Raw genomic sequence first — 21684 nt, 5'->3', positions numbered from 1 at the left:
ATCATTTTACCAAAATAAATAAAATTGAACATACTAATATCAAAAATTATTGTCTGTTTTTTTCCTTTTTTCAAAATTGTACCCATACAATTCTATGTTATATACTTACAATATAATATAAAAAATTCCTTGTAAAAACAAGGAATTTTTATAATGATGTGAATTTATTTTACATTTTTATTTATTGTTACAACATTATTATTTCTTTCTATAAATCATACTATATTCTTGTTCTCCTGTTTCTTTTTGAACACTTTGTTTTTGTATTTCAAATCCCATATTTTGATAAAAAGCAACTGCATTACTATTTTTAGTATAAACACATAGTGACAATGTATCAAAATATTGTTTTGCTTCTTCTATTAGTGCTTTTCCTATTCCCATACGCTGAAATTCTTTTTTTACAAAAAGTCCATGTATAAAACCATCAGAAACTCCCAAAAATCCTTTTATGTCTTTTTCTCCCTGACAAAATATCATAGCATCAGGCAATGCTTTTTTTACAAGTTCTATATTACTTTGCCAATATTGTTCTACTATAAAATGATGTGCTTGTATATTTGTTTCTAGCCATATTTTTGCCAATTCTTCCAAATGCTCATAAACAAATTCTTTTTTAATAAGCATATGTCATTATCACTCCTGCTGTAATTTCTATATCTTCATAACGTATATTTCCACCATCTTCTGTTTGTGCTGCTGTATCAGCTTCTCCTCCAAAAGCCATACTTTTAGCATTATTTACTGCTCTTTCTTTTTCATAAGAATTATAGCTTGACATTTCTTCTACAGAAATACAACTTCCCAACGTTGAACCTAAAGCTTCTGCTAATGCTTCTGCACTGGAAGAAGCATTTTTCACTGCTGCCTGTAAAGCTTGTTTATAATATTGGTTTGGGTCAGAAATAGAAAAAGAAATAGAACCTACATTTGTTACACCTGCTTTTGTTGCAGCATCAATATATTTTCCTACATTATCAACATCATTTATTTTTACTAAAAAACGGTTATATGCTCTATATCCATCTTCTTCCCATTTATTTTTTTGTTCATTATATACCTGTTCTGCATCAATAGAATAATATTGTGTGATAATGTTTTCATCTCTTACTCCTAATGCTTTTATTGCTTTTGTCACTTTTTCTGTAGTTTCTGCATTTTTCTTTTGTGCTTGCTCTGCTGTTTTCTCTTTTGTTTCCACTGTAAGATAAATACTTGCTACATCTGGTTTTGCTGTTATAATGCCTTTTCCGTTCACTTCTATTGTTTTCTGTGTTGTCTGTGTAGTTTCTGCTGCATATGCCGTTATAGCTGTTACGCTAGCTACACTAACTGCTATTGTCATCGCTGTTATCATACTTACTAATTTTTTCATAATAAAAACCTCCCTTTATTCTACAAATGTAATATGAATTGTAGCAAAATCTGCTGTTTTTTGTAATTCTTCTAATGCTTTTTCACATTCTTTTTGTGTTTTTCTTGCCTCTTGTGCCTTTCTAGGCTGTTCTTTTTGTGTAGCTTGTTTTTCTATTTGTTTCGCTTGCTCTAATTGTTGTTGTATTTCTTTGTATTGTTTTCCTAAATCTTCTACAATTTCATTTTTATTTATTATTTCACATTGTTGTCCTAACCAATTTACAATATCATTATATTCTGAAATAGGTATTTTTACTGTCATACTATTTTCTGCATAGTGTGTTTCTATTTCTCCCTTTAATGATTTTGTTCTTTTTTCTACATCTTGTGCTATTTTTTGTTCATTTTTTGACTTCAAACTAATTTGCAATGACTTTGATTTCATATTTGCTGGAACACTTTTTCTAACGGTATTTGTTATAGCATCTTCTATACTTTCTGTTTCATCACTTTCAGTAGACATTTTTTCTTTTTTATCTTCTTTATCTTCTTTATCTTCTCCTGCTGACATAGGTTGTATCATAATGTCTTGCTGTGTATGTTGTAGTTCATTACCATTATCATTTTCATCGTATTGTTGTAATATTTCTTTTTGTTGTGTAGTTTCCTTTTGTTGTTGTGTTATTTGTTCTTTTGCTACTTGTTGTTCTTCTCCTCCTTCCACATCTTTTACATCATCTTCTGTACTTCCTGCTGCTGTTAAAGCAGGTGTCGCTGGCAATGCTTTTGCTGTTTCAGGTGCTTTTACACTTCTTGTTTGTGTAATAGTTGGTGATATTTGCTGTTGTTCTACTTCTGTTTGCTCTACATTTGCTTGTTGTAACTGTATAGAAGCAATTTCTGCCGTTTGTGCATTTTCTGCAACATCTGTTTTATTATGGAAATATACTTTTGATACTCCTGCCAATACCAAAAAAGAGGCAGCAACTGCAACATATTTTTGCCAAGCAATATTTTTTGTTTTTTTCAGAGGGGATACTTTTGTTTTTGCTTTCGTTTCCATTTCTTTGTTGATTGCTTCCATAATGTTTTGATGGAGTCCTTGCGGTACTTTTTCCATAGGCATTTCTAAAAGCATCTGTCTTAATTGTTGTGCTTGTTGCAATGCTTTTTTACATTCTGGACATTGTTTGATATGTTTCAAAAATTCTTTTTCTTCTTTCCAGTCTAGCTGCCTGTCTATATAAAGAGAAATTTTTTCTTCTCTATTTTCACATTTCATATAGTATCCCCTCCTTTCTTACTTACTTTATTTATTTGACGAGGTTTTTTTACTAAAAGTTCCCTTTTAGCTAAAAATTCTTTTTTAAATTGTTCTCTTGCTCTTGCAATACGTGATTTTACTGTTCCCAAAGAAATAGACAAACACTCTGCAATTTCTCCATATGTCATATTTTCCATATCCCTCATTAACAATACTGCCCTATATTCTGGTGACAAATTTTGTATCATATCCATTATTTGCACTTGTTTTTCTTTTTGTAAATAAGTTTCTTCAGGTGTTTTTATTGTTGTATCTGTTATAGTTTCTTTTTGATATTGTGTTTTTTCCTCCCAAGAAACAGTATCTTTTCCTTTCTTTTTTCTTAGAGCATCAATACAAGTATTTACTGCAATGCGATATATCCATGTAGAAAATGTAGATTTTTCATCAAACTTTTGTAAATTTCTATATATTTTTATAAAAATTTCTTGCGAAATATCTTTTGCTTCTTCTTCATTTTGCATCATGCGATATGCTACATGGTATACTAAATTTTCATTTTCTGTTACTAATTTTTCCCATGCTTTTTTATCATTTTGTTTTGCTGCACTCAGCCATTCGGGTTGTTCTTTTTTCTCCTCCATAGTTTCGCCCCTTTTATTTTTATTTTCCCTCTCACAAAACTATAACAAAAAATATGCTACTTTGCACCTAAAAACAAAAAAAAATAACAAAAAAAGCCGCTTCTCTAAGCGGCAATTTATTTTTTAAGCAATTTCTTTATGAAAAGTTCCAAAAACAACATCTCTATTAATATCGTTTAATCTTTCTCCATATATTGGATTTTGTCTGTTTTTTTCAATACCTTCATTTATTTTATCTATATATTTATTTAAAAAAGGTTCATATGTTTTTTCTATTGCCTGTCTTAAATTTTGGCTAATATGCAAACGATAAGAAATCTTTTTTATTTCAGTAAACTGTTGTGCAAATTTTTTACCTATATCTTCATCATCTTTATTTCTATAGCCTGAATAAGAAGCTGTTTCTCTAATATAGTTTTCCATAGTATCTACATAAATTCCTGCAAATTTCAAATCTTCCAAAGAATAAACACTATCAGAATATTCTCCTTTTTCACCAGTCACATTTCCTTCTAAATTATATTTTAAACGTTCAGAAAAATCAATATCCGACCAACTGTTTGTATAATTTTCTCTTTGAACGTCTGAAACATCATTTGTAATACCTTTAGAAGCCCTTACATTTTTGAGAAGCTGTGCTGTCATAAAAGAACTATCTTTATATAGCCATGTATCTTCTTCATTTGAAATACAAGCATAATTTTCATTTTGAGCAATATAATTTTCATATTCTGCTACTTTTTGGTCTAAAATACTATTTAAACTATCTTTTATATCTTCTACAACACCAGTATGCCCTAAACTTTCAAAAAAATCGCTGACATCTTTAGAATAAGAATTAATTAAGTTATTTCTATCATCATTATATATTTCATTAAGAATTTGCATATTTTTCTCTTTTTCTTCTCCTGTGTATTGTGTTTCAATACGATCTTTCAATACTGCATAACGAGCACACATATAGTCCATATAGTTCTCTAATTCAGAAGCAGCCCCAGAACCTATTTGCATAGATACTCTATCACTGCGTACTTCCCACCAGTCAATATCATCACTCACACCATTTTCTACTAATTCCTTTCTAAAATTTTCCAATTCTTCTTTTGTTATTGTTTCTTTTAATTCTGCTCTACTAAATTGGTTCATACCAACTTCTACTATTTTCATAGTGTAATTTTTAATTTCTTCTTCTGTAGCACTACTATCTATTACATATTTATCTGATGTAAAACCCCAATCGTGATAGCAATTTTTTTTGTAATATTGATACATTAAAGCATCTTCTTCTGAATAATTATATTGGTCTTGTAATCCTGAGAATGTTTTGTCCAAATTCAATACTCTTTCTGGGTCTATTTCGCTATATGTAATAGGTTCTTTTGTAAGAGGTGTCAACCTATTTACTCCCTTATATGTTTCTGAATATATTATATTACTTTTTGATGAACGTGTAAAAGTATCTGTATTTTTTACTTCTCTTACTTTGCTCTGATTTACAATCTGGTGCAGTTTAGAAGTAGATTTTTGTTGATTTAATAAAAAATTTGTTTGCATATTTTTTATATTTTGTTGAAATCCCATTTTTCCTATAAACATATCTTTTCCCCCTATTTGCTTTTATTTTGTCTGTACTAATATCATTATCATTACACTATATTATTTATAAAAATTTTCTTTATTTAAAATAAATTAAAATTATATTGCATTTATATTCTTTATATCGTTACTATTTTAATAAAACTTAATACTTAAAATAGAGTAACTGTATTTATTAAAACTTGTTGTTTTAATCATTATAAATTTTACTTTAATTTTATCATTTTGTAATAGAAATTTTTTCTTTCTCTGTTTATGCAATAATAAAAATACAACTTATACCAAAAAGTATACTTTTTGGAAAAATAATTTTTCTTCACTTTTTGTAAATTTTTTAAAAATTCTCTTGGACATTTTAAATAAATTGTGTTATAGTATAAACATAAAATTTATAATAAATGTATTTTTTAGAAGTATCAAAAATCCTTTCAAAAAGTATACTATTTGATAATTTTCACATTATATAGTGGTTTATTATCAATATTCTTTTCATTCCGATATTATTTCAATATACTTGTTTATTTAAAGTAATATATAAAAGTCCCTTAAAAGAATATTTATTCTATTAAAGGACTATTATTATATTATTTATTTAAAAATTATAAATATTGTTTATTATCAAGCACTTCTTTTACATCTGACACATTATTTACTAATGTACCTGCTTTTTCAGTATGGAGTAATTGTGTAGCTGCTTCTAATTCTGCTATAAGTTGTTGTGTTACAGCATCATCTGGTTTTTCATTTTCTACTGTTTCTAAATATTTTTCACAAGCCTTTTTTAATTTTTCATTTGGTGTTCCTCCTGGAAATCCACAGAAAAAAAAGGCATCTATTTTAAATTTTTCATCTTTTATAATTTGTTTAATTTTAGAAATGACATATTCTTTTTTTTCTAAGTTATCAGACATATTTTTATTTCCTTTCTTATATCATATTTTTTCTTTTTTCCATAAAATCATTTAATTCTTGTTGTATATTTAAAATATCTGGCTGTTGTTCTATTTGTTTTCCTATTTCTGAAATTCCTTCTGTTTTCATTTGTTTCTGATATTCTTTTAATGTTTTTGGAACTTTCGTCAATGTTTGAAATAAAGGTGCTTGTTCTATATGTCCTGTAAATGGCATAGGCAAATCATAATCTCTTATATGTTGTATATAATGTTCTATGCCCATTGTTCCATATACTCTACATTTTTCTACTAAATCTAAATCTAATGTAATAACAGCAACAGATTGTGTTTCTCCTGCCTCCCAAAGTAAATTTCCTTGTGGGTCAATTACCATAGAATGACCATACAAATGGGTACTATGATGAAATCCTACAGCATTTGTAGAAACTAAAAAAGCTTGATTTTCTAATGCCCTTGCAAAATGAATAGGTCTATTTAGTAAATATAATTCCTGTGGGTCAAGTGTCAGTTTTACAAGCACTTCTGCTCCCATAAGTGTTTCATTTCTGGATATTTCAGGAAAATTCAAATCATAACAAATTTGTACGCCTATTTTTGTTTGTTTTTCTGGAATGTCAAATACTACATATCTATTTCCTGGCTCTACCATATCCTCTACAGGCCTCCAAGGTACCATTTTTCTATAACTATCTATCAGTTCTCCTTTGGGATTAAATATAGGTGCAGTATTATAATATTTTCCTTCTGGCAGTTCTTCACTCTTTTCGCAAAGTGTACCAGGTATGAAATAAATACCATATTTTTTTGCTATTTTTCCAAAATATTCCGTAATGCTACCAGGTATATATTCTGGTGTAAAAGAAGAAATACTTTCTACTCCAACAATTAACTCCGGTGTACGAAATCCACTCATTAAAGAAGCTACACTTTTTTCAATATATTCTAAATTCTCAGAAGTATATTCACTTATAGGCATCTGTATAATACCAACATTTAAAAACCTTCCCATAGTATTTTTTTCACACCCTTTCACTGTAAAAAGACGAACGAAATCAATCCGTTCGTCTATATTACATATCTAAAATAATGAGTTATTTTAAGACTTTAACAGCAAAGTGTACTTTTTATTATTCTCCTGGGTGTTTTCTGTCCATGAAAGAAGACTCCTGAGGACCTCTTTGGTCTTTTTTCGCAATAAACAAGCTTCCTGTTGCTCTACCACACAATACTGGAGGTTCACAAGCTGTTGCTGCTGTGCCAGGTGTTGCTACGCCACTTAAATCTGCATCTGTTCTATCTAATTGTGTAGCAACTTTCCATGCTTCAAATTTACAAGTATAAGATTGATTTCCTACTTTTTCAATCCAACCATGGTATTCCATGAAGTCACCTACATATACAGGTGCTAAAAATTCTACTTTCTCATAGCCCAAGAATAAACTGATGTCACCATCTACATAAACCATAAGCTCTGTTCCAACGTCGCCCCATTGGTCAACTATTCTTGCTCCATTTACTAAACCACCTACATAATGTGCATCTTTTGCGCTCATCATTAAATGATGTACTACCTTTTTACCTACCATATTATTTTTCCTCCTTTAAGTATATTACTACATTGTTACATTCTATATTTAGCGAATAATTTCGCTTCATATCAATCTTCACAAACAACATTTTCTTTAATATCAATTTGATATGTAATGTCTAATTCTTCTGCCCATTTCAAATATTGTTCTACTTGTTCATCATTTAACATATCAGAAGAAATTAAACCTGTTTGTGTAATTTTATCATTTACAAACAGTTTTGTAAACAAAAATGCTCCTTGTCCTGTTAAATACATTTCTCCAGACATTTTTGCTTTATCATATGCTTCTACTAATCCTGGAGCAAATACGTGCAAATCTACCATAATATTTTTACCATCTTTTTGACCATATGCTTCACAAACAAATGCACCTTCATCTGAAATTAAACCTTCATCAATAATTTCTTTAATTACTTCTGGGTCTTTTGGTGCAGCAGGTGTATGTTTTAATATAACATCAAATGGTACAACTTTTCTGCCATTAATTTCTTCTTCTTCATAAGAAAGTAAACCAGCTCTATAAAGTGGTTCTGCAAAACGAATACCTACTCCGCCATATTTAAAATAAGCATTTTTACAATTTTTAAAATATTTTTCTCTATTAAATCCAACATAAACAGGCTCATCATGTGCGTGTTCTACTAAAACAACTTCTTTATTTCCCATTTCAGGCCATGTTCTTTTTACTGGTCTGCTAAAAGGTGTTGTTCTAATTTGTTCACAGTTTTCAAAAGCATAAGCATCTTCTGCCATGTCACTTAAAGCAACCAATGGTGACCACCAATAAGGTAAAAATCTTTTAGACTCTACGCCTTCATAAACCATCATATTTATTGTATCACATTCGTCTAATTCATTTACTGCTTTTCTTGCCATAACGCACATTACACCAGGTGCAGAACCTGTTCCAATAATTGCTGTTGTGCCATTTTCAGCGAACCTTTTACCATAATCATTATACATTATTTTAATGCCTTCTAACCAACTATCTCTAGGGTCTGGGCAGTCAGCAATATTTTCACACGCTGCAAGGTCTTGATAATTTGCTTTTACACGAATAGCTGCTTCTAATACATTAATACCAAAGTCTAAAGGCATAACATTTACAATTAATTCACAGCCCTGTGCTGCTTCTACAATAGCATCAATACTTGACGCATCTACTTGTTTTGGTGTACCCTTTTTCATCAATTTACATACTGCTTCTGCTGCTGCTAGACTATAGTCTGCACAGATTATTTCTTGTATATTAGGTTCTTCATCTAATTTTCTACAAATTGTTGAACCTTGTGCACCACAACCACATACCATTACTTTTTTCATACAAATTCCTCCTTATTATATCATTATTGTTATATTATTTGTTATTGAAATTTTTCGATATTATATTACATAGTTATTCTCTAGGTACAGCACCATGAAATTCTTCTATCATTTTATCAAGATGCTGTTTTCTTCCTTCTTCTAACTCTTTCAATTTTGGTTGTTCTGTTTTTTTGCCTATATATGTCATAATTGCACCTACTACAAGCAATATAATACCAATTATAAGACATACTTGAACCATTCCATCAAAATTACTAAAAAGTCCACTTTCATATTCTTCTAAATAGTATTCTGCTCCATATTCTCCTTCATAAAATCTAAAGAATAAAGCTGCTCCAACAGACAACGCACCAGAAAGTATCATATAAACTCCCATATTTATCAAATCCCCTAAATCTAATTTCGTTTTTGGATTAAGAGGATAAAGTTCTGGTTCATCTAATACCCTACCTTTATAAACCCATTTACAAAGTACATAGGATATTAAACCACCTATAATAACAATAAATCCTGTTACAAAATAATCTGTTCCATTTACATATATTGCAAATAAACTAACAAGTATTACACAAGCTGACAAAAACCATAAACCTAGTTTTCCGCCTGGCATAACTGTAAGACCCATTTTTTTCCTTGCTTCCACTGGATACAATTTTCTGATTTTCAATACACAAGCAACTAACATTAAATACAAATATAATTGTATTGGATTTGTTGCCATAACAAGCGTTGTAAAATCAAATTGACAAGTAATAATTGTAAAAATTGCCAACAGTATAATAGACACTGTAGGAATTCCTCTTTTGTCTACTTTCTTCATAATTGGTGGAAACATATGGTCATCTGCCATAACAAAAAATGCTCTAGAACCGTGTGCTATGTAAGAACAAAAAATAGAACAATTTGAAATAATCGCTACAATAATAAAAAGTACGCCTGCCCATGTACCAACGTGTTGTATCAATACATCTGCATAACCAACAGCACCGCCGCCTGACTCAATAGACCAAGCATTCCATGAACCAATCGCTGCTAATGCTGCCAATGTAGGAAGAATATATGATAATGCAATAATAGGTTGAGATAATCTCATAGCTTTTGGTATAATTTGAGGATTATCCATTTCTCCTGCCATATTTGACATACATTCATAACCCATATACATCCATATAATAATTGCAACACCTTCTCCTACAGAATGGAATAAACCTTCTTCTGGATTAAAAAATGGTTGTATTGGATTGATATTCCAATTCATAAAACCAACTACCGCTACTGCTGTAAATGCTGCAACTACAAGTACAATAAAAAATGTTTCTAATCTTTCAAGCCAATCTAAACCAATAATATTAACAATAGTAAATATAACAACTACGCCTATTTTTACAACATAACTTGCCATAGGAGAAAGATCAACTAATTTAGCGGCATAGCCTGCAACCAATGCACAATACTCTGCTTGACACAGCCATGTTGTAATTGCTGACCACAAGCCTACCTGCCAGCCCCAAAATTCGCCAAAGGCTTCCCTCCCCCAAGAATAAACGCCGCCTTCTGTAGGAAATATAGAACCTAATTCTCCTACCATTTCACAAATAGGAAACGACCATATAAACGGGAAAATAATCAACATTGCTATTGTAACACCTGGACCACTTGCTGCAATGGCTTCTTCAATACCAAAAGCACCTGCTGCAACAAATGAAAATATTAGTGCAACAACACCTATCATTGACATTTTAGATTTTTTTAATTCTTCTATACTCTTCTGACTCATAAGTTTCCCCCTTTCGACTCTAATATTACAAAACATATTTATTTCTATATCATCAAAAGGTTTTGCTGCAGCTAACCTTTGTTAAAAAGGTAATTATTTCATTTACTTCATTTTTTCATAAGTATTTATCAGCAATATCAAAAAAGTATATAAAAAGACAGGGAAAATCTATTATTAACATAATAAACTTTCCCTGTCTTTTTGCCAGTTGGTTATTGCCTCATTGGCTCTATCTCTAAGATAGTCTTTCCAAGGTTCCGTCAAACAGTCATTTGCTTTACCTGTCAGTTTCACTAAAGTGATGTTAGTACTTTAGCTTTCCGCTTCGGTCTTCTTTATATAAAGAATGTTTCAGACTGTTATCATACGGTTTACATTTTTAATTTATGTTGATTTCTATTTCACTAATTCTCTATCCATTCATTGTATTTATTATAATACAATAACAAGTATAAAAACAACAGTATTTTTGCACAAAAACTCTTTTATAATATTATATATTTTCACCATAATATCCATAAAATTATCCTTTTAACACAAATACAATATATATTCATATGAAATATTAAAATCATAATATCATATTTATTATTTATTTTGAATAATATTGTATATTGTATTTTTATATTTATTATTTCCTATTTCTTATTTATATATTAATGAAAAATAATTATTGACGATACAATAATTGTATTGATATTAATATTTACATTTTTTTATAACGAAGGAGTTAAAAATGAACATACATTTTGAAGCAATTACACCAAAAAACAGACAATCTGTAGAAAATTTATGTCTATTTCCAGAGCAGGTCAATTTTATAGAAAGTACAATAGATTGTTTAAAAGAAGCTGATGAAGTTCCTCAATGGAAACCTGTTGCTATTTATGATGAATGTAATTTAATTGGGTTTGCTATGTATGGATATTTTGATGAACTTTCAAATTGTGGTGAGCTTTGGTTAGACCGCTTTTTAATTGACAAAAAATATCAAAAAAAAGGATATGGAAAAATCGCTATATCTGCTTTAATTCAAAAAATAACAAAAGAATATCATTGTAAAAAAATTCATTTAAGTGTATATGACATAAATAAAACTGCTATTCATATTTATAAAGAAATAGGTTTTTATTTTAATGGAAAATTTGATACAAAAGGCGAAAAAATAATGGTCTATGATGTTTTTTAAACCATACAAAATAATTTAAAAACCTTACTAATTTCCCATTTTTTTTAAAATCAGTAAGGTTTTTATAAAACTATTATTTTAATATCATTTCATACTTTATATTATTCAAATTTCTAATTTTATTTATTTTTTCAATAAATAAAGTGATTATTCTCCTGGGTGTTTTCTATCCATGAAAGAAGACTCCTGAGGACCTCTTTGGTCTTTTTTCGCAATAAACAAGCTTCCTGTTGCTCTACCACACAATACTGGAGGTTCACAAGCTGTTGCTGCTGTGCCAGGTGTTGCTACACCACTTAAATCTGCATCTGTTCTATCTAATTGTGTAGCAACTTTCCATGCTTCAAATTTACAAGTATAAGATTGATTTCCTACTTTTTCAATCCAGCCATGATATTCCATGAAGTCACCTACATATACAGGTGCTAAAAATTCTACTTTCTCATAACCTAAGAATAAGCTGATGTCACCATCTACATAAACCATAAGCTCCGTACCAACATCGCCCCATTGGTCAACTATTCTTGCTCCATTTACTAAACCGCCTACATAATGTGCATCTTTTGCACTCATCATTAAATGATGTACTACTTTTTTACCTATCATATTATTTTCCTCCTTTAGTATATTATTTTAAAAATGAAATCCAGCTTCTAATGCTTTTATATTTTGTTCTATCAATGCTGGCTTCATTTTCATTTTTATGACTTCTTTTATATCATCTAATGTAACAACAGTAAGTGTTTTTAATACCGCACCTAATGCAACCATATTTGCACTTTTTACTGTTGCAACTTCTGTTGCAATTTCTGTAAAAGGTATTTTTATCACATCAATGTCTTTTCTTTGTGTATCTGTTGTTATCATAGAATGATTAATAATTAATGTTCCTCCAGATTTTACCTTATTTTCATAATCCTTCAAACTTTTTTCGTCCATTACTAATATCGTATCTGCTTTTGACAATATCATAGAACCCATTTCTTCAGAAATAGCAATTTGGCAGCTTGCTCTTCCTCCTCTTTTTTCTTGACCATAAGCAGGAGAAAGTGTTACATAATAACCTTTTTGGGCAGCAGCAGTGCAAACCATTTTTCCCATTAATATCGTTCCTTGTCCGCCAATTCCAGAAAGTATTAATTCACTTTTCATGACTGTTTTTCCTCCTCTCCCAAATCTTTAAACACTTTAAGGGGATATTGTTTTACTACAATATCGTTAATATGTTCTAAAGCATCTGTTGGCTTCATTTTCCACCCTGTTGGACAAGGAGAAAGTATTTCTATAAAGCTAAGTCCTTTTAATTGCATTTGATATTGAAATGCTTTTTTAATTGCTTTTTTTGTCTTTTGTATATTTGCAGGAGAAGTAACACAAACTCTTTCACTATAATAACAGCCCTCAAGTCCACTTATGATTTCAGCCATATTAACAGGATTTCCTGTATTTTCTTGTTTTCTTCCATAAGGTGTTGTAGTTGTTACTTGCTCCATAAGTGTAGTAGGAGCCATTTGTCCACCTGTCATACCATAAATAGCATTATTAACAAATACTACTGTAAATTTTTCTCCTCTTATTGCTGCATGAATAATTTCTGCCATACCTTCTGATACCATATCACCATCACCTTGATACACAATTACCAAGTTTTCAGGGCAGGAACGTTTTATTCCTGTACCCATTGCAGGTGCTCTGCCATGCAATGCACAAATACTATCTACTTTAAAATATTTATCTGCATAAACAGAACAACCAATAGGCCATATAATTACAGTTTTACTACTCCACTGTTCTTCTTCTATAATTTCTCCAATCAATCTATTGATAATACCATGGCCACAACCTCCACAATATTTCATATACTCTTCTGTAAAAACTTCTGGTCTTTTATATACAATACTCATATTGTATCACCTCCTTATTATTGATAAATTTCACATAATTTTTGATATAATTCCATAGGAGTTGGCGTAATGCCTCCTAATTTTCCATAAAACTTTACTCTTTTTTTGTCATTCACTGCAATTTTAACATCATCTACCATCTGGCCTGCATTTAATTCTGTTACAAAAAATTTTATATTTGTTCCTTCATATTTTTCAAACGCTTTTTCTGGAAAAGGCCATAATGTAATTGGTCTAATAAGACCTACTTTTAGACTATTTTCTCTTGCTATTTTTACTGTATCCATACATACTCTTGCTAATGAGCCAAATGCAACAATGATAATATCTGCATCTTCTGTATTTATTTCTTCCCATCTTTGTTCTTTTTGTTTTATATTATTGTATTTTTGCTGTAAGGCAATATTAAATTGTTCCCATTGTTCTGGACCATCACCACAAGTTGTTATGTCATTATGGTGTGTTCTGCCATTTATACCATCACAAGCCCAATCGCTTCTTTTAAATTCATAATTTTTTTCAGGTAATTCCACATTTTCCATCAATTTTGCAATAGTACCATCACTTGCTACAACTACTGGATTTCTATATTTCTCTGCTAATTCAAATGAAAGTGCTGCAAAATCAGCATATTCTTGTACAGAATAAGGTGCTAAAACAATTGTATTATAATCACCATGTCCTCCACCTTTTGTTAATTGATTATAGTCACCTTGTGAGCCTAATATTTCTCCATCTGCTGGTCCTGGACGCATACAATCTACAATAACAGCAGGCAGTGACGCAGCTGACATATAACTCATAGCTTCACATCCTAATGAAAATCCTGGCCCAGATGTTGCTGTCATACCTCTTTTGCCTGTTGCAGCTACTCCTGCAACCATATTGAATGCCGATACTTCTGTTTCAGCCTGTACAAATACTAATCCCTCTTTTGGTGCTTTTTTAGCATAATATTCTGGTATTTCACTAGATGGTGTGATAGGATACCCAAAAAAATAGTTACAGCCACAGCGAATAGCAGCTTCTGCAAATGCTTCATTTCCTTGCATAAATACTTTTTGACCCATTTTTATGTTCCCCCTTTATACATTTTTTTCTACCATAATCGCACCCTCTGGACAAACAGAAGCACATATTCCGCAAGCGATGCAATGTTGTATATTTTTTGCTTGCACTGCATAATATCCCATTTTATTTAGGGTTTCTGATTTTACAAGTATTGTTTTTTTAGGACAAAATGTCATACAGTACTCACATTCTTTACACATTTCTTGATTTATTGTTACTCTATTCACATTAATCCCTCCTTACAGTAAATTTACTTTTTATGTATGATATTGATATTGTTTTTTTCTTTTTTACAAATTTATTATAACATTGTCAAATAGCGAAAAGGAAGTTCGCCTTTTTCATACTAAAGATGAAAAAATGTATTGTAAATGGACTATTATTTCATATAAAAAGTTATATTATATTATCAGTCTGTCAAAAAAACTCATTTTGTCGTAAAAAGCACGGGGTATAGGGAGTGCAACTCCTCATTCTAATCCGCAAGGCGAGCTTTGCCCGCCTGAGGAAAACAGTGAGTTTCAAGGCTTTTAAGCCCATGAAACAAGCTGTTTATACTTCTATTTAAACAAGTCGAAAACCTGTTTTCAACTTAGCGTGTCGACTTTATAGACACGCTGTATTATTTTTACAATTTTTTTTACATTTAATAGTTATATTGAGTAATATAAGTGAAAATAATATCATTGCAAGTCCTAATGTCTTTGCTATAGAATTGGCTTCATGAAACAAAATAATACCTAATATAGATGCTGTAAATGGTTCTATTATAGTAAAAATAGAAGCTTTACTTGCTTCAAGATATTCCAATGCCTTTACATACAGTGTGTGTGACAGTCCTCCACAGAACAGTGCAAAAAATAATAGATACATTAAAGTTTTAATGTCACTATGTAATACTTTATAAAATATTTGTGTTTTATCTGTCAAAAAAAATATTACTAAAAAAGCAAATAAAAAGTTATAAAAACTAATACTATAAACACTATATTTTTCTAAAAGATATTTATTAGCAAGCGTATAAATAGCATAACATATGCCTGAAGTCATTCCTAACGCAATGCCTTTTACAGAAAAGCTTTGTCCTATTTTAATTTCTTGTACTAAAAAACAGCCTAATACAACAAGAACAAAACAAATTATTTTTTTTACTGTAAGCTGTTCATGAAAAAGAAATACAGAAAATACCATAACAATAATAGGTGCTGTATAAACAAGTGCAACAGCAGCACTAATTGGTATATATCTTACTGCTTTTGCATAGGTCAAACCATACATTAAATAACCTATAGAACCACTTAAAAACAAAAATACTATATCTTTTACAGAACAAATTTTTTCTATTTTTTCTCCTACCATTTTCATAAAAATAAATATTAATATTAAACTAATACCAACTTTTGCAAATGTAATTTCATTTTCTGTAAATCCACATTGTGTCAATATTTTTATAAAAACGCCACAAGTTGCCCACATTACTGCTGCAATAATTACAAATAAAACACCTATTTTTTTCATAAAGCACCTCCTATTTAATAGTAAAAATAGCTCTGTTATATTGATGTAACAGAGCCATAAATTTGTTAATCATTTACTGTTTTTTCAGCAGCTTCAAGGTCTTTTGATAAAAGCTCAAGGAGTCTTTTTCCTTCCTCTCCTACAAGGCTGATATATTTATCTCGCCCTGCACTGCTTAACTTTTTAAATTCTTCTCTTTCTTCTTCTGTAAATTCATTTATAATAATGTCACTATTTTGTTTGATTTTTTCTAATCTTGATTTTGAATAATCTGCTTCTACTTTTACAATATATTCTGCTAATTCAGGCAAACAGCTTTCTACAAGTTGTTTTTGTTGTTGAGGTAAGTTTTCCCAGAAACGAGTATTAGAACAAAATGTACCTACAAACAGCTCATGGTTAAGATAGTTAAGATATTTTGATACTTCATAAAATTTCATTTCTTCCATAGCAAACGTAGGCTGCACTACAGAATCTATCATATTTAGCTGCAGATTACTGTAACATTCCATATAAGGTACTGATGTTGGATTAGCACCATATGCTGCATAAGAAGCAAATAACAAAGGAGAAGCCATAACTCTTACTTTCATGCCTTTCATATCTGAGGGTGTTCTGATTTCTTTTTGAGAACTAATTACCTGAAATCCTTCATTAAACCACCCAAGAGGAACAATATCTTTTTGTTGATAAAGTTCATTCATTTCTTTTACCGTTTCTCCCTCATTTAATATGATACTGTTCACTTCACTATCATCTGAAAACACAAAATGAAGTGTAAAAAGTTGGTTTTCTGGAATAATAGTTGCTACTGTTGCAGGATTATTAATTGCAAAATCTACAACGCCATATCTTAACATTTCAACCGCACCTACACTATCCCCTAGTTGACCAAGTGTATATACATTTACTTGAATTTCTCCATTACTTTTTTCTTCTATGAGTTGCTTAAATTTCATAGCATACATATCCTGCATACTTCCAGCACTTTCTTCATGAGATAAACGCCATATTGTAACATCTTCTGCATTTGCAGAAGTAGATTGTGAACAACTCGAAAGCATAGTAATACAAAAAATAGCTGTCAAAAATAATGATACTTTTTTTATCATAAGCTTTTCCCCCCTTAATATATCAAATGATAAAACCACATAGCTGAGCTAGGATAAACAATAAATAATATAGATGCAAATACAAGTAATATAATAAATGGAGGTATTCCCTTCACTACTTTCAGATAAGGTATTTTAAATATAGCACTTGCTGTAAATATATTGCACCCGAAAGGAGGTGTTGCTGAACCTATTGCACACTGAACAGAAATAATCAATCCTAAATGAATAGGGTCTATACCTGCTGCAACTGCAAGAGGATAAAATATAGGAGTAAGTATCAATATAACAACCATTTGGTCAACAAACATACAACCTATAAAATAAAATATGGTTACTACAATTAAAATTTGTGTTTTTGTTGGAGTATCTCCAAGTATCAAAGCAGTAAGCATTTGAGGAATTTGTGCATAAGAAATTACCCATGAAAATGCTTGTCCACATGCAACCAATATAAATATTGTTGCTGTTAAAAGACCAGTTGATTTCGCAATTTTTGGAATATCTTTTATAGTAATTGTTTTAAATACAAATACTTCAATAATTGCTGCATATAAAACAGAAACTGCTGCTGCCTCTGTAGGTGAAAAAATACCTGTGTAGATACCGCCCAGTATAATCGCTGGAAATCCTAAAGGCAATAATGCCTGTTTAAATGCTTCTGCTCTTTCTTTCCATGTAGCTTTTTGTTGTTTTGGAGTATGTCTTACTTTTGCCAGAAAAAAACTATAAATCGCAAAAAGAAGAAATAAAACAATACCAGGCCCTATACCTGCCATAAAAAGCTCTGCAACAGAAGTACCTGTTACTACACAATACATAATCATAACAACACTTGGAGGAATTAACAAAGCAATATTTGCTGTATTAATAATCAATCCTACTGTATCATCTTCTCTATAACCTGCTTCTGTCATTTCTCTTTTCATAGGCTTACCTACAGCAACAACAGTAGCTTGTGTAGAACCAGAAATTGCACCAAAAAGAGTACAGGTTGCACCTGTAGTAATGGCAAGACCACCACTAATATGTCTAACAAAAGAACCTATAAAATTAAGTAATCTTTTTGATGTTTCACCAACACACATAATATCTGCTGCAAAAATAAACATAGGAACTGCTAATAAAACAGAGGACGAAATACCATTAATTAATTGTTGAGAAAGTATAATAGGATTTACATTTGGAAAATATACTAATATAACAGCCATAGAAGCTACTAGCAGTGACATAAACATAGGAAACCCTATAAAAAGAAGTCCAAACATGATAACTACAAGCATCAATAACATTATACATCACTGCTCCTTTCTGTTGTCTTTTCCATTTCTTCAGATTTATATTCTTTTAAATCTGCTTCAAAAATAATGTCAACACCATTTTCTGTCTTTGATTGTGAACCAACATAAATAACGTCTTTTACTGTAATATTTTTTACAAACATTAGTAAATACTGCAATGCTGTGATAAAAATTCCAATTGCCAATATCATATTAATGATTACCATAGGAATTTCAAGAGCTGTAGAAATTCTTGATACTTTTAAGGAGTCAAGTGCATATAATAAAAATAAATAACCAAGATATGCTGTAATAATACAAGTAAAAAATGATATGATTGTTGTCATTGTTTTTCTAATTTTGAATGGCATATTATCAATAATTGCATTCATATTGATATGGTTATTAAATCGTGTTGCGGTGCTAATGCCCCAAAATGTCACTGTAACAAGAAAGAAACCTCCTAGCTCCTCTGCAAAACTAAGGCTATTATTTAAAACACTTCTAAAAAATACATTTACAATCAATAATATCGCCATTGCAACGGTGACATAGCTTAACAAAAAGTCTTCTATTCGCAGTAAAATAGTATTTAGTTTATCAATCATATTCTGCACCTCCATCTGTATTTATTATAGTTCATACCAATTTAAAATAATTACAAAACACAATATTATGTTTTATACTAAATATAGCACTGATAGCAAAAATCAGTGCTATACAAATGGTGATTAGTCGTTTATAATCAATTTTCTTGGATAATGAGCAAATGTTTCACAACCTGTTTCTGTAACAGTAAGTGCTTCACTGATAGATACCCCAAAATCGTCCAAATACATACCTGGTATACAATGGAATGTCATACCAGTTTGAAAAACTGTTTTATCTCCTGGTCTTAAACTTGCTGTATGTTCTCCCCAATCTGGAGGGAAATTTAGTCCCATAGAATAACCAATTCTAGACTCTTTTTCCATACCATATTTTGAAAGAACTTTTCTCCAAGCTGCTTCTGCTTGTTCACAAGTATTTCCTGGTTTAATTTGCTCTAATGCGGCATTGATACCTTCTACTGCTATTTTTGCTGTATCTATTACTATTTGTTTTGGTTTTCCTATACAAATTGTTCTAGCCATAGGAGAATGGTATCTCATATAACAGCCTGTTAATTCCACAGCTACTACAGTATTATTATCATATTTTTTATCTGTCCATGTAAGATGAGGTGCACCTGCAGTTTCTCCAGAAGGCATAAGTGGAACAATAGCAGGATAATCTCCACCAAATTCTTTTGTACCTTTTAAATGTGCACTATATATTTCAGCAACAACATCACATTGTCTTACACCTGCATGAAGATTGTCTACAGCTGCTTGCATTGCAATTTCAGCAAGTTTTCCAGCTTTTTTCTGAAGTGCTATTTCTGCTGGAGATTTTATAATTCTTACCCAATTTACAAGCAAATCACCATCTACAATATTCGCATCAGGTAAATTTTGAATTAATTTTGTATAAGCTTTTGCTGAAAACCAATAATTATCCATTTCTACAGCAATTGTTTTTTTATCTAATTTTAATTCTTTTAATACATTTGCAACATAATCCATAGGGTGCTTTGTTAAACTTTGTACGTGGTCATCACTGTATGCTCTGACATGAGCTTCATCTAGCCATGTTGTTTTTACTACACCACAAAATGCATCCATATATCGGCCAATGAAATAAGGCATTTCTTCATTCATATCAATCAAAGCCATTTGATATACATAAAATGACCATGCGTTATGACCTGTTAAATAACAGATATTTGCAGGGTCTGAAATTAAAAGTACATCAATACCCTTATCTGCCATACTCTTTTTTACTTTTACTAATCTTTGTAAATATTCTTGTTTTTCAAAAGGCATTAACATTTCTGACATTATCATCAACCCTTCCTGATATAATATAAATTTGTAGTATTTTTTACTATTTTGAAAGATACTGTAAAGCAGTATATACGTGTATTTTTACACCTGTAAGTAATGTATTTTCATCAATAGTAAAATCATTTCTATGATGAGGTTTATCACTTCCAACATTACTATTTCCTGTTCCTACAAATACTAATGCTCCAGGGATATTATTATGACTTGTAAACTCTGAAAAATCTTCTCCTCCCATACAACAATAAGGAATAATATTTTCACTTTCTACCACATGAGGAAGCACTTCTTTTTTTAAAAATGCAACACTTTCTTCATCATTTAAAACAATATAATTACTTGGCATAAATTGAATATCACACACAACACGATGAGCTTGACAAATAGATTTTACAATTCTTTGAAATCTTTTTATTGGTTGCTGTTCTCCTTCTTCACCACCGTCATAAAGATAGCGTAATGTTCCTTCCATCTCTACTTTTTCTGCAATAATATTAGATTGTGAGCCTCCATTGATTTTACCAAAAACAACAACCGTTGCGTCCATAGGGTCAATTTCTCTTGTTTGCATAATTTGCACAGATTGTATAACATTTGCAGCACAAATAATAGGGTCAATGCCATGTTGTGGTGCAGAAGTATGTCCACCTTTTCCTTTTAGCGTAATTTTAAAGTTGTACATTTCAGCCATTACTGCACCGCTTTTTAGTCCTATTTTTCCACTTGGTATAGGTGACCATAAATGTATAGCAAAAGAAGAATTTACTTTTGGATTTTCTAAAACACCCTCTTTTATAACAAAACTTGCACCGTCTGCCTCTTCATTTGGTTGAAAAACAAGTTTTACTGTACCATGAATATGTTCTTTATTTTTTACTATAATTTTAGCAGCTACCAAAAGCATAGCCATATGTCCGTCATGACCACAAGCGTGCATTACTCCTTCATTTTTAGAAGTAAATGAAAATGTATTTGTTTCTTGTATAGGAAGTGCGTCCATATCGGAACGTAACAAAAGTGTTTTTCCTTGCTCTTTTCCATGTATCAATGCTACAACACCTGTTGATGCAATTTTATAAGGTTCTAAACCTAAATCTGTCAAATATTTTATTATAAATTCTTGTGTTTTATATTCTTGAAAACCTAGTTCTGGATTTTCATGAAAATATCTTCTTAATGCAACCACTTCATCAAAATATTGTTCAAAATTGTCAATCAAT

The 21684-nt window shown here is 30.5% G+C and carries 22 protein-coding genes; 1 reads left to right on the top strand and 21 read right to left on the bottom strand.

Features of this window, described 5'->3' with window-relative positions:
• Positions 1-198: 198 nt before the first annotated feature.
• The 10 genes from C820_RS09345 to C820_RS09300 form a co-directional block, all read right to left on the bottom strand.
• Positions 199-627 carry a GNAT family N-acetyltransferase gene (locus C820_RS09345; protein WP_004034533.1) on the bottom strand — a complete coding sequence of 143 codons (429 nt, stop codon included), beginning with the start codon at positions 625-627 and terminating at the stop codon, positions 199-201.
• The gene (locus C820_RS09340) at positions 617-1375 is read right to left on the bottom strand and encodes an SIMPL domain-containing protein (RefSeq protein ID WP_004034535.1); all 759 of its coding nucleotides are present in this window, start codon (positions 1373-1375) and stop codon (positions 617-619) included. The genes C820_RS09345 and C820_RS09340 overlap by 11 nt, the downstream gene beginning before the upstream one ends.
• Positions 1376-1390: 15 nt before the next feature.
• Positions 1391-2638 carry a zf-HC2 domain-containing protein gene (locus tag C820_RS09335; protein ID WP_004034537.1) on the bottom strand — a complete coding sequence of 416 codons (1248 nt, stop codon included), beginning with the start codon at positions 2636-2638 and terminating at the stop codon, positions 1391-1393.
• On the bottom strand, positions 2635-3264 hold the full coding sequence (locus C820_RS09330; protein ID WP_004034539.1) for an RNA polymerase sigma factor: 630 nt from the start codon (positions 3262-3264) through the stop codon (positions 2635-2637). Before C820_RS09330 ends, C820_RS09335 begins: the two co-directional genes overlap by 4 nt.
• 123 nt (positions 3265-3387) lie before the next feature.
• Entirely contained in the window at positions 3388-4860 is a 1473-nt protein-coding gene (locus C820_RS09325; protein ID WP_004034540.1) for a hypothetical protein, read from the bottom strand.
• A gap of 599 nt (positions 4861-5459) precedes the next feature.
• Positions 5460-5771 (bottom strand): hypothetical protein, encoded by a 312-nt coding sequence (locus C820_RS09320; RefSeq protein WP_004034541.1) that lies wholly within the window; start codon positions 5769-5771, stop codon positions 5460-5462.
• Between the two features lie 16 nt (positions 5772-5787).
• The gene (locus C820_RS09315) at positions 5788-6783 is read right to left on the bottom strand and encodes a carbon-nitrogen hydrolase family protein (protein ID WP_051057740.1); all 996 of its coding nucleotides are present in this window, start codon (positions 6781-6783) and stop codon (positions 5788-5790) included.
• Positions 6784-6901: 118 nt separating this feature from the next.
• Positions 6902-7360, bottom strand: coding sequence for a hotdog fold domain-containing protein (locus C820_RS09310; protein ID WP_004034543.1), 459 nt, complete (start codon positions 7358-7360; stop codon positions 6902-6904).
• A 71-nt stretch (positions 7361-7431) separates the two neighbouring features.
• Positions 7432-8688, bottom strand: a complete 1257-nt coding sequence (locus tag C820_RS09305) for a saccharopine dehydrogenase family protein (protein WP_004034544.1) — start codon at positions 8686-8688, stop codon at positions 7432-7434.
• A 73-nt stretch (positions 8689-8761) separates the two neighbouring features.
• On the bottom strand, positions 8762-10468 hold the full coding sequence (locus C820_RS09300; protein WP_004034545.1) for an APC family permease: 1707 nt from the start codon (positions 10466-10468) through the stop codon (positions 8762-8764).
• Positions 10469-11204: 736 nt separating this feature from the next.
• On the opposite strand from C820_RS09300, the gene C820_RS09295 reads away from it, so the two are divergent.
• Positions 11205-11657, top strand: coding sequence for a GNAT family N-acetyltransferase (locus C820_RS09295; protein WP_004034547.1), 453 nt, complete (start codon positions 11205-11207; stop codon positions 11655-11657).
• A 147-nt stretch (positions 11658-11804) separates the two neighbouring features.
• On the opposite strand, the gene C820_RS09290 is transcribed toward C820_RS09295, so the two are convergent.
• The 11 genes from C820_RS09290 to C820_RS09240 form a co-directional block, all read right to left on the bottom strand.
• Positions 11805-12263, bottom strand: a complete 459-nt coding sequence (locus C820_RS09290; protein WP_004034549.1) for a hotdog fold domain-containing protein — start codon at positions 12261-12263, stop codon at positions 11805-11807.
• A 27-nt stretch (positions 12264-12290) separates the two neighbouring features.
• Positions 12291-12809 (bottom strand): 2-oxoacid:ferredoxin oxidoreductase subunit gamma family protein, encoded by a 519-nt coding sequence (locus C820_RS09285; RefSeq protein WP_004034551.1) that lies wholly within the window; start codon positions 12807-12809, stop codon positions 12291-12293.
• Positions 12806-13561, bottom strand: coding sequence for a thiamine pyrophosphate-dependent enzyme (locus C820_RS09280; RefSeq protein ID WP_004034552.1), 756 nt, complete (start codon positions 13559-13561; stop codon positions 12806-12808). The genes C820_RS09285 and C820_RS09280 overlap by 4 nt, the downstream gene beginning before the upstream one ends.
• A 17-nt stretch (positions 13562-13578) precedes the next feature.
• Positions 13579-14631 carry a 3-methyl-2-oxobutanoate dehydrogenase subunit VorB gene (gene vorB / locus C820_RS09275; RefSeq protein WP_004034554.1) on the bottom strand — a complete coding sequence of 351 codons (1053 nt, stop codon included), beginning with the start codon at positions 14629-14631 and terminating at the stop codon, positions 13579-13581.
• Between the two features lie 15 nt (positions 14632-14646).
• Positions 14647-14859 (bottom strand): 4Fe-4S binding protein, encoded by a 213-nt coding sequence (locus tag C820_RS09270; protein ID WP_004034555.1) that lies wholly within the window; start codon positions 14857-14859, stop codon positions 14647-14649.
• A gap of 379 nt (positions 14860-15238) precedes the next feature.
• Positions 15239-16150: a DMT family transporter gene (locus C820_RS09265; protein WP_004034557.1), complete on the bottom strand. Its 912-nt coding sequence runs from the start codon at positions 16148-16150 to the stop codon at positions 15239-15241.
• 65 nt (positions 16151-16215) lie between these two features.
• Positions 16216-17262 (bottom strand): TRAP transporter substrate-binding protein DctP, encoded by a 1047-nt coding sequence (gene dctP, locus C820_RS09260; RefSeq protein WP_004034559.1) that lies wholly within the window; start codon positions 17260-17262, stop codon positions 16216-16218.
• Positions 17263-17276: 14 nt separating this feature from the next.
• Positions 17277-18554, bottom strand: a complete 1278-nt coding sequence (locus C820_RS09255) for a TRAP transporter large permease (protein WP_004034561.1) — start codon at positions 18552-18554, stop codon at positions 17277-17279.
• Entirely contained in the window at positions 18554-19150 is a 597-nt protein-coding gene (locus tag C820_RS09250; protein WP_004034563.1) for a TRAP transporter small permease, read from the bottom strand. Before C820_RS09250 ends, C820_RS09255 begins: the two co-directional genes overlap by 1 nt.
• A 123-nt stretch (positions 19151-19273) precedes the next feature.
• Entirely contained in the window at positions 19274-20461 is a 1188-nt protein-coding gene (locus tag C820_RS09245; protein ID WP_242824470.1) for a M24 family metallopeptidase, read from the bottom strand.
• Between the two features lie 46 nt (positions 20462-20507).
• The gene (locus tag C820_RS09240; RefSeq protein ID WP_004034565.1) at positions 20508-21683 is read right to left on the bottom strand and encodes a M20 metallopeptidase family protein; all 1176 of its coding nucleotides are present in this window, start codon (positions 21681-21683) and stop codon (positions 20508-20510) included.
• Position 21684 lies beyond the last annotated feature (1 nt).

It is taken from the genome of Clostridium sp. MD294, assembly GCF_000364165.2.
Lineage (GTDB): Bacteria > Bacillota > Clostridia > Lachnospirales > Anaerotignaceae > Coprocola.
The sequence above is the reverse complement of the archived record's forward strand: the minus strand, read 5'-3'. Positions and strand labels throughout refer to the sequence as shown.

Bases quoted from the DNA above. Each gene is read 5' to 3' on its own strand.
- C820_RS09345 (WP_004034533.1), bottom strand. From the start codon at position 627: ATGCTTATTAAAAAAGAATTTGTTTATGAGCATTTGGAAGAATTGGCA.
- C820_RS09340 (WP_004034535.1), bottom strand. From the start codon at position 1,375: ATGAAAAAATTAGTAAGTATGATAACAGCGATGACAATAGCAGTTAGT.
- C820_RS09335 (WP_004034537.1), bottom strand. From the start codon at position 2,638: ATGAAATGTGAAAATAGAGAAGAAAAAATTTCTCTTTATATAGACAGG.
- C820_RS09330 (WP_004034539.1), bottom strand. From the start codon at position 3,264: ATGGAGGAGAAAAAAGAACAACCCGAATGGCTGAGTGCAGCAAAACAA.
- C820_RS09325 (WP_004034540.1), bottom strand. From the start codon at position 4,860: ATGTTTATAGGAAAAATGGGATTTCAACAAAATATAAAAAATATGCAA.
- C820_RS09320 (WP_004034541.1), bottom strand. From the start codon at position 5,771: ATGTCTGATAACTTAGAAAAAAAAGAATATGTCATTTCTAAAATTAAA.
- C820_RS09315 (WP_051057740.1), bottom strand. From the start codon at position 6,783: ATGGGAAGGTTTTTAAATGTTGGTATTATACAGATGCCTATAAGTGAA.
- C820_RS09310 (WP_004034543.1), bottom strand. From the start codon at position 7,360: ATGGTAGGTAAAAAGGTAGTACATCATTTAATGATGAGCGCAAAAGAT.
- C820_RS09305 (WP_004034544.1), bottom strand. From the start codon at position 8,688: ATGAAAAAAGTAATGGTATGTGGTTGTGGTGCACAAGGTTCAACAATT.
- C820_RS09300 (WP_004034545.1), bottom strand. From the start codon at position 10,468: ATGAGTCAGAAGAGTATAGAAGAATTAAAAAAATCTAAAATGTCAATG.
- C820_RS09295 (WP_004034547.1), top strand. From the start codon at position 11,205: ATGAACATACATTTTGAAGCAATTACACCAAAAAACAGACAATCTGTA.
- C820_RS09290 (WP_004034549.1), bottom strand. From the start codon at position 12,263: ATGATAGGTAAAAAAGTAGTACATCATTTAATGATGAGTGCAAAAGAT.
- C820_RS09285 (WP_004034551.1), bottom strand. From the start codon at position 12,809: ATGAAAAGTGAATTAATACTTTCTGGAATTGGCGGACAAGGAACGATA.
- C820_RS09280 (WP_004034552.1), bottom strand. From the start codon at position 13,561: ATGAGTATTGTATATAAAAGACCAGAAGTTTTTACAGAAGAGTATATG.
- vorB (WP_004034554.1), bottom strand. From the start codon at position 14,631: ATGGGTCAAAAAGTATTTATGCAAGGAAATGAAGCATTTGCAGAAGCT.
- C820_RS09265 (WP_004034557.1), bottom strand. From the start codon at position 16,150: ATGAAAAAAATAGGTGTTTTATTTGTAATTATTGCAGCAGTAATGTGG.
- dctP (WP_004034559.1), bottom strand. From the start codon at position 17,262: ATGATAAAAAAAGTATCATTATTTTTGACAGCTATTTTTTGTATTACT.
- C820_RS09255 (WP_004034561.1), bottom strand. From the start codon at position 18,554: ATGTTATTGATGCTTGTAGTTATCATGTTTGGACTTCTTTTTATAGGG.
- C820_RS09250 (WP_004034563.1), bottom strand. From the start codon at position 19,150: ATGATTGATAAACTAAATACTATTTTACTGCGAATAGAAGACTTTTTG.
- C820_RS09245 (WP_242824470.1), bottom strand. From the start codon at position 20,461: ATGTCAGAAATGTTAATGCCTTTTGAAAAACAAGAATATTTACAAAGA.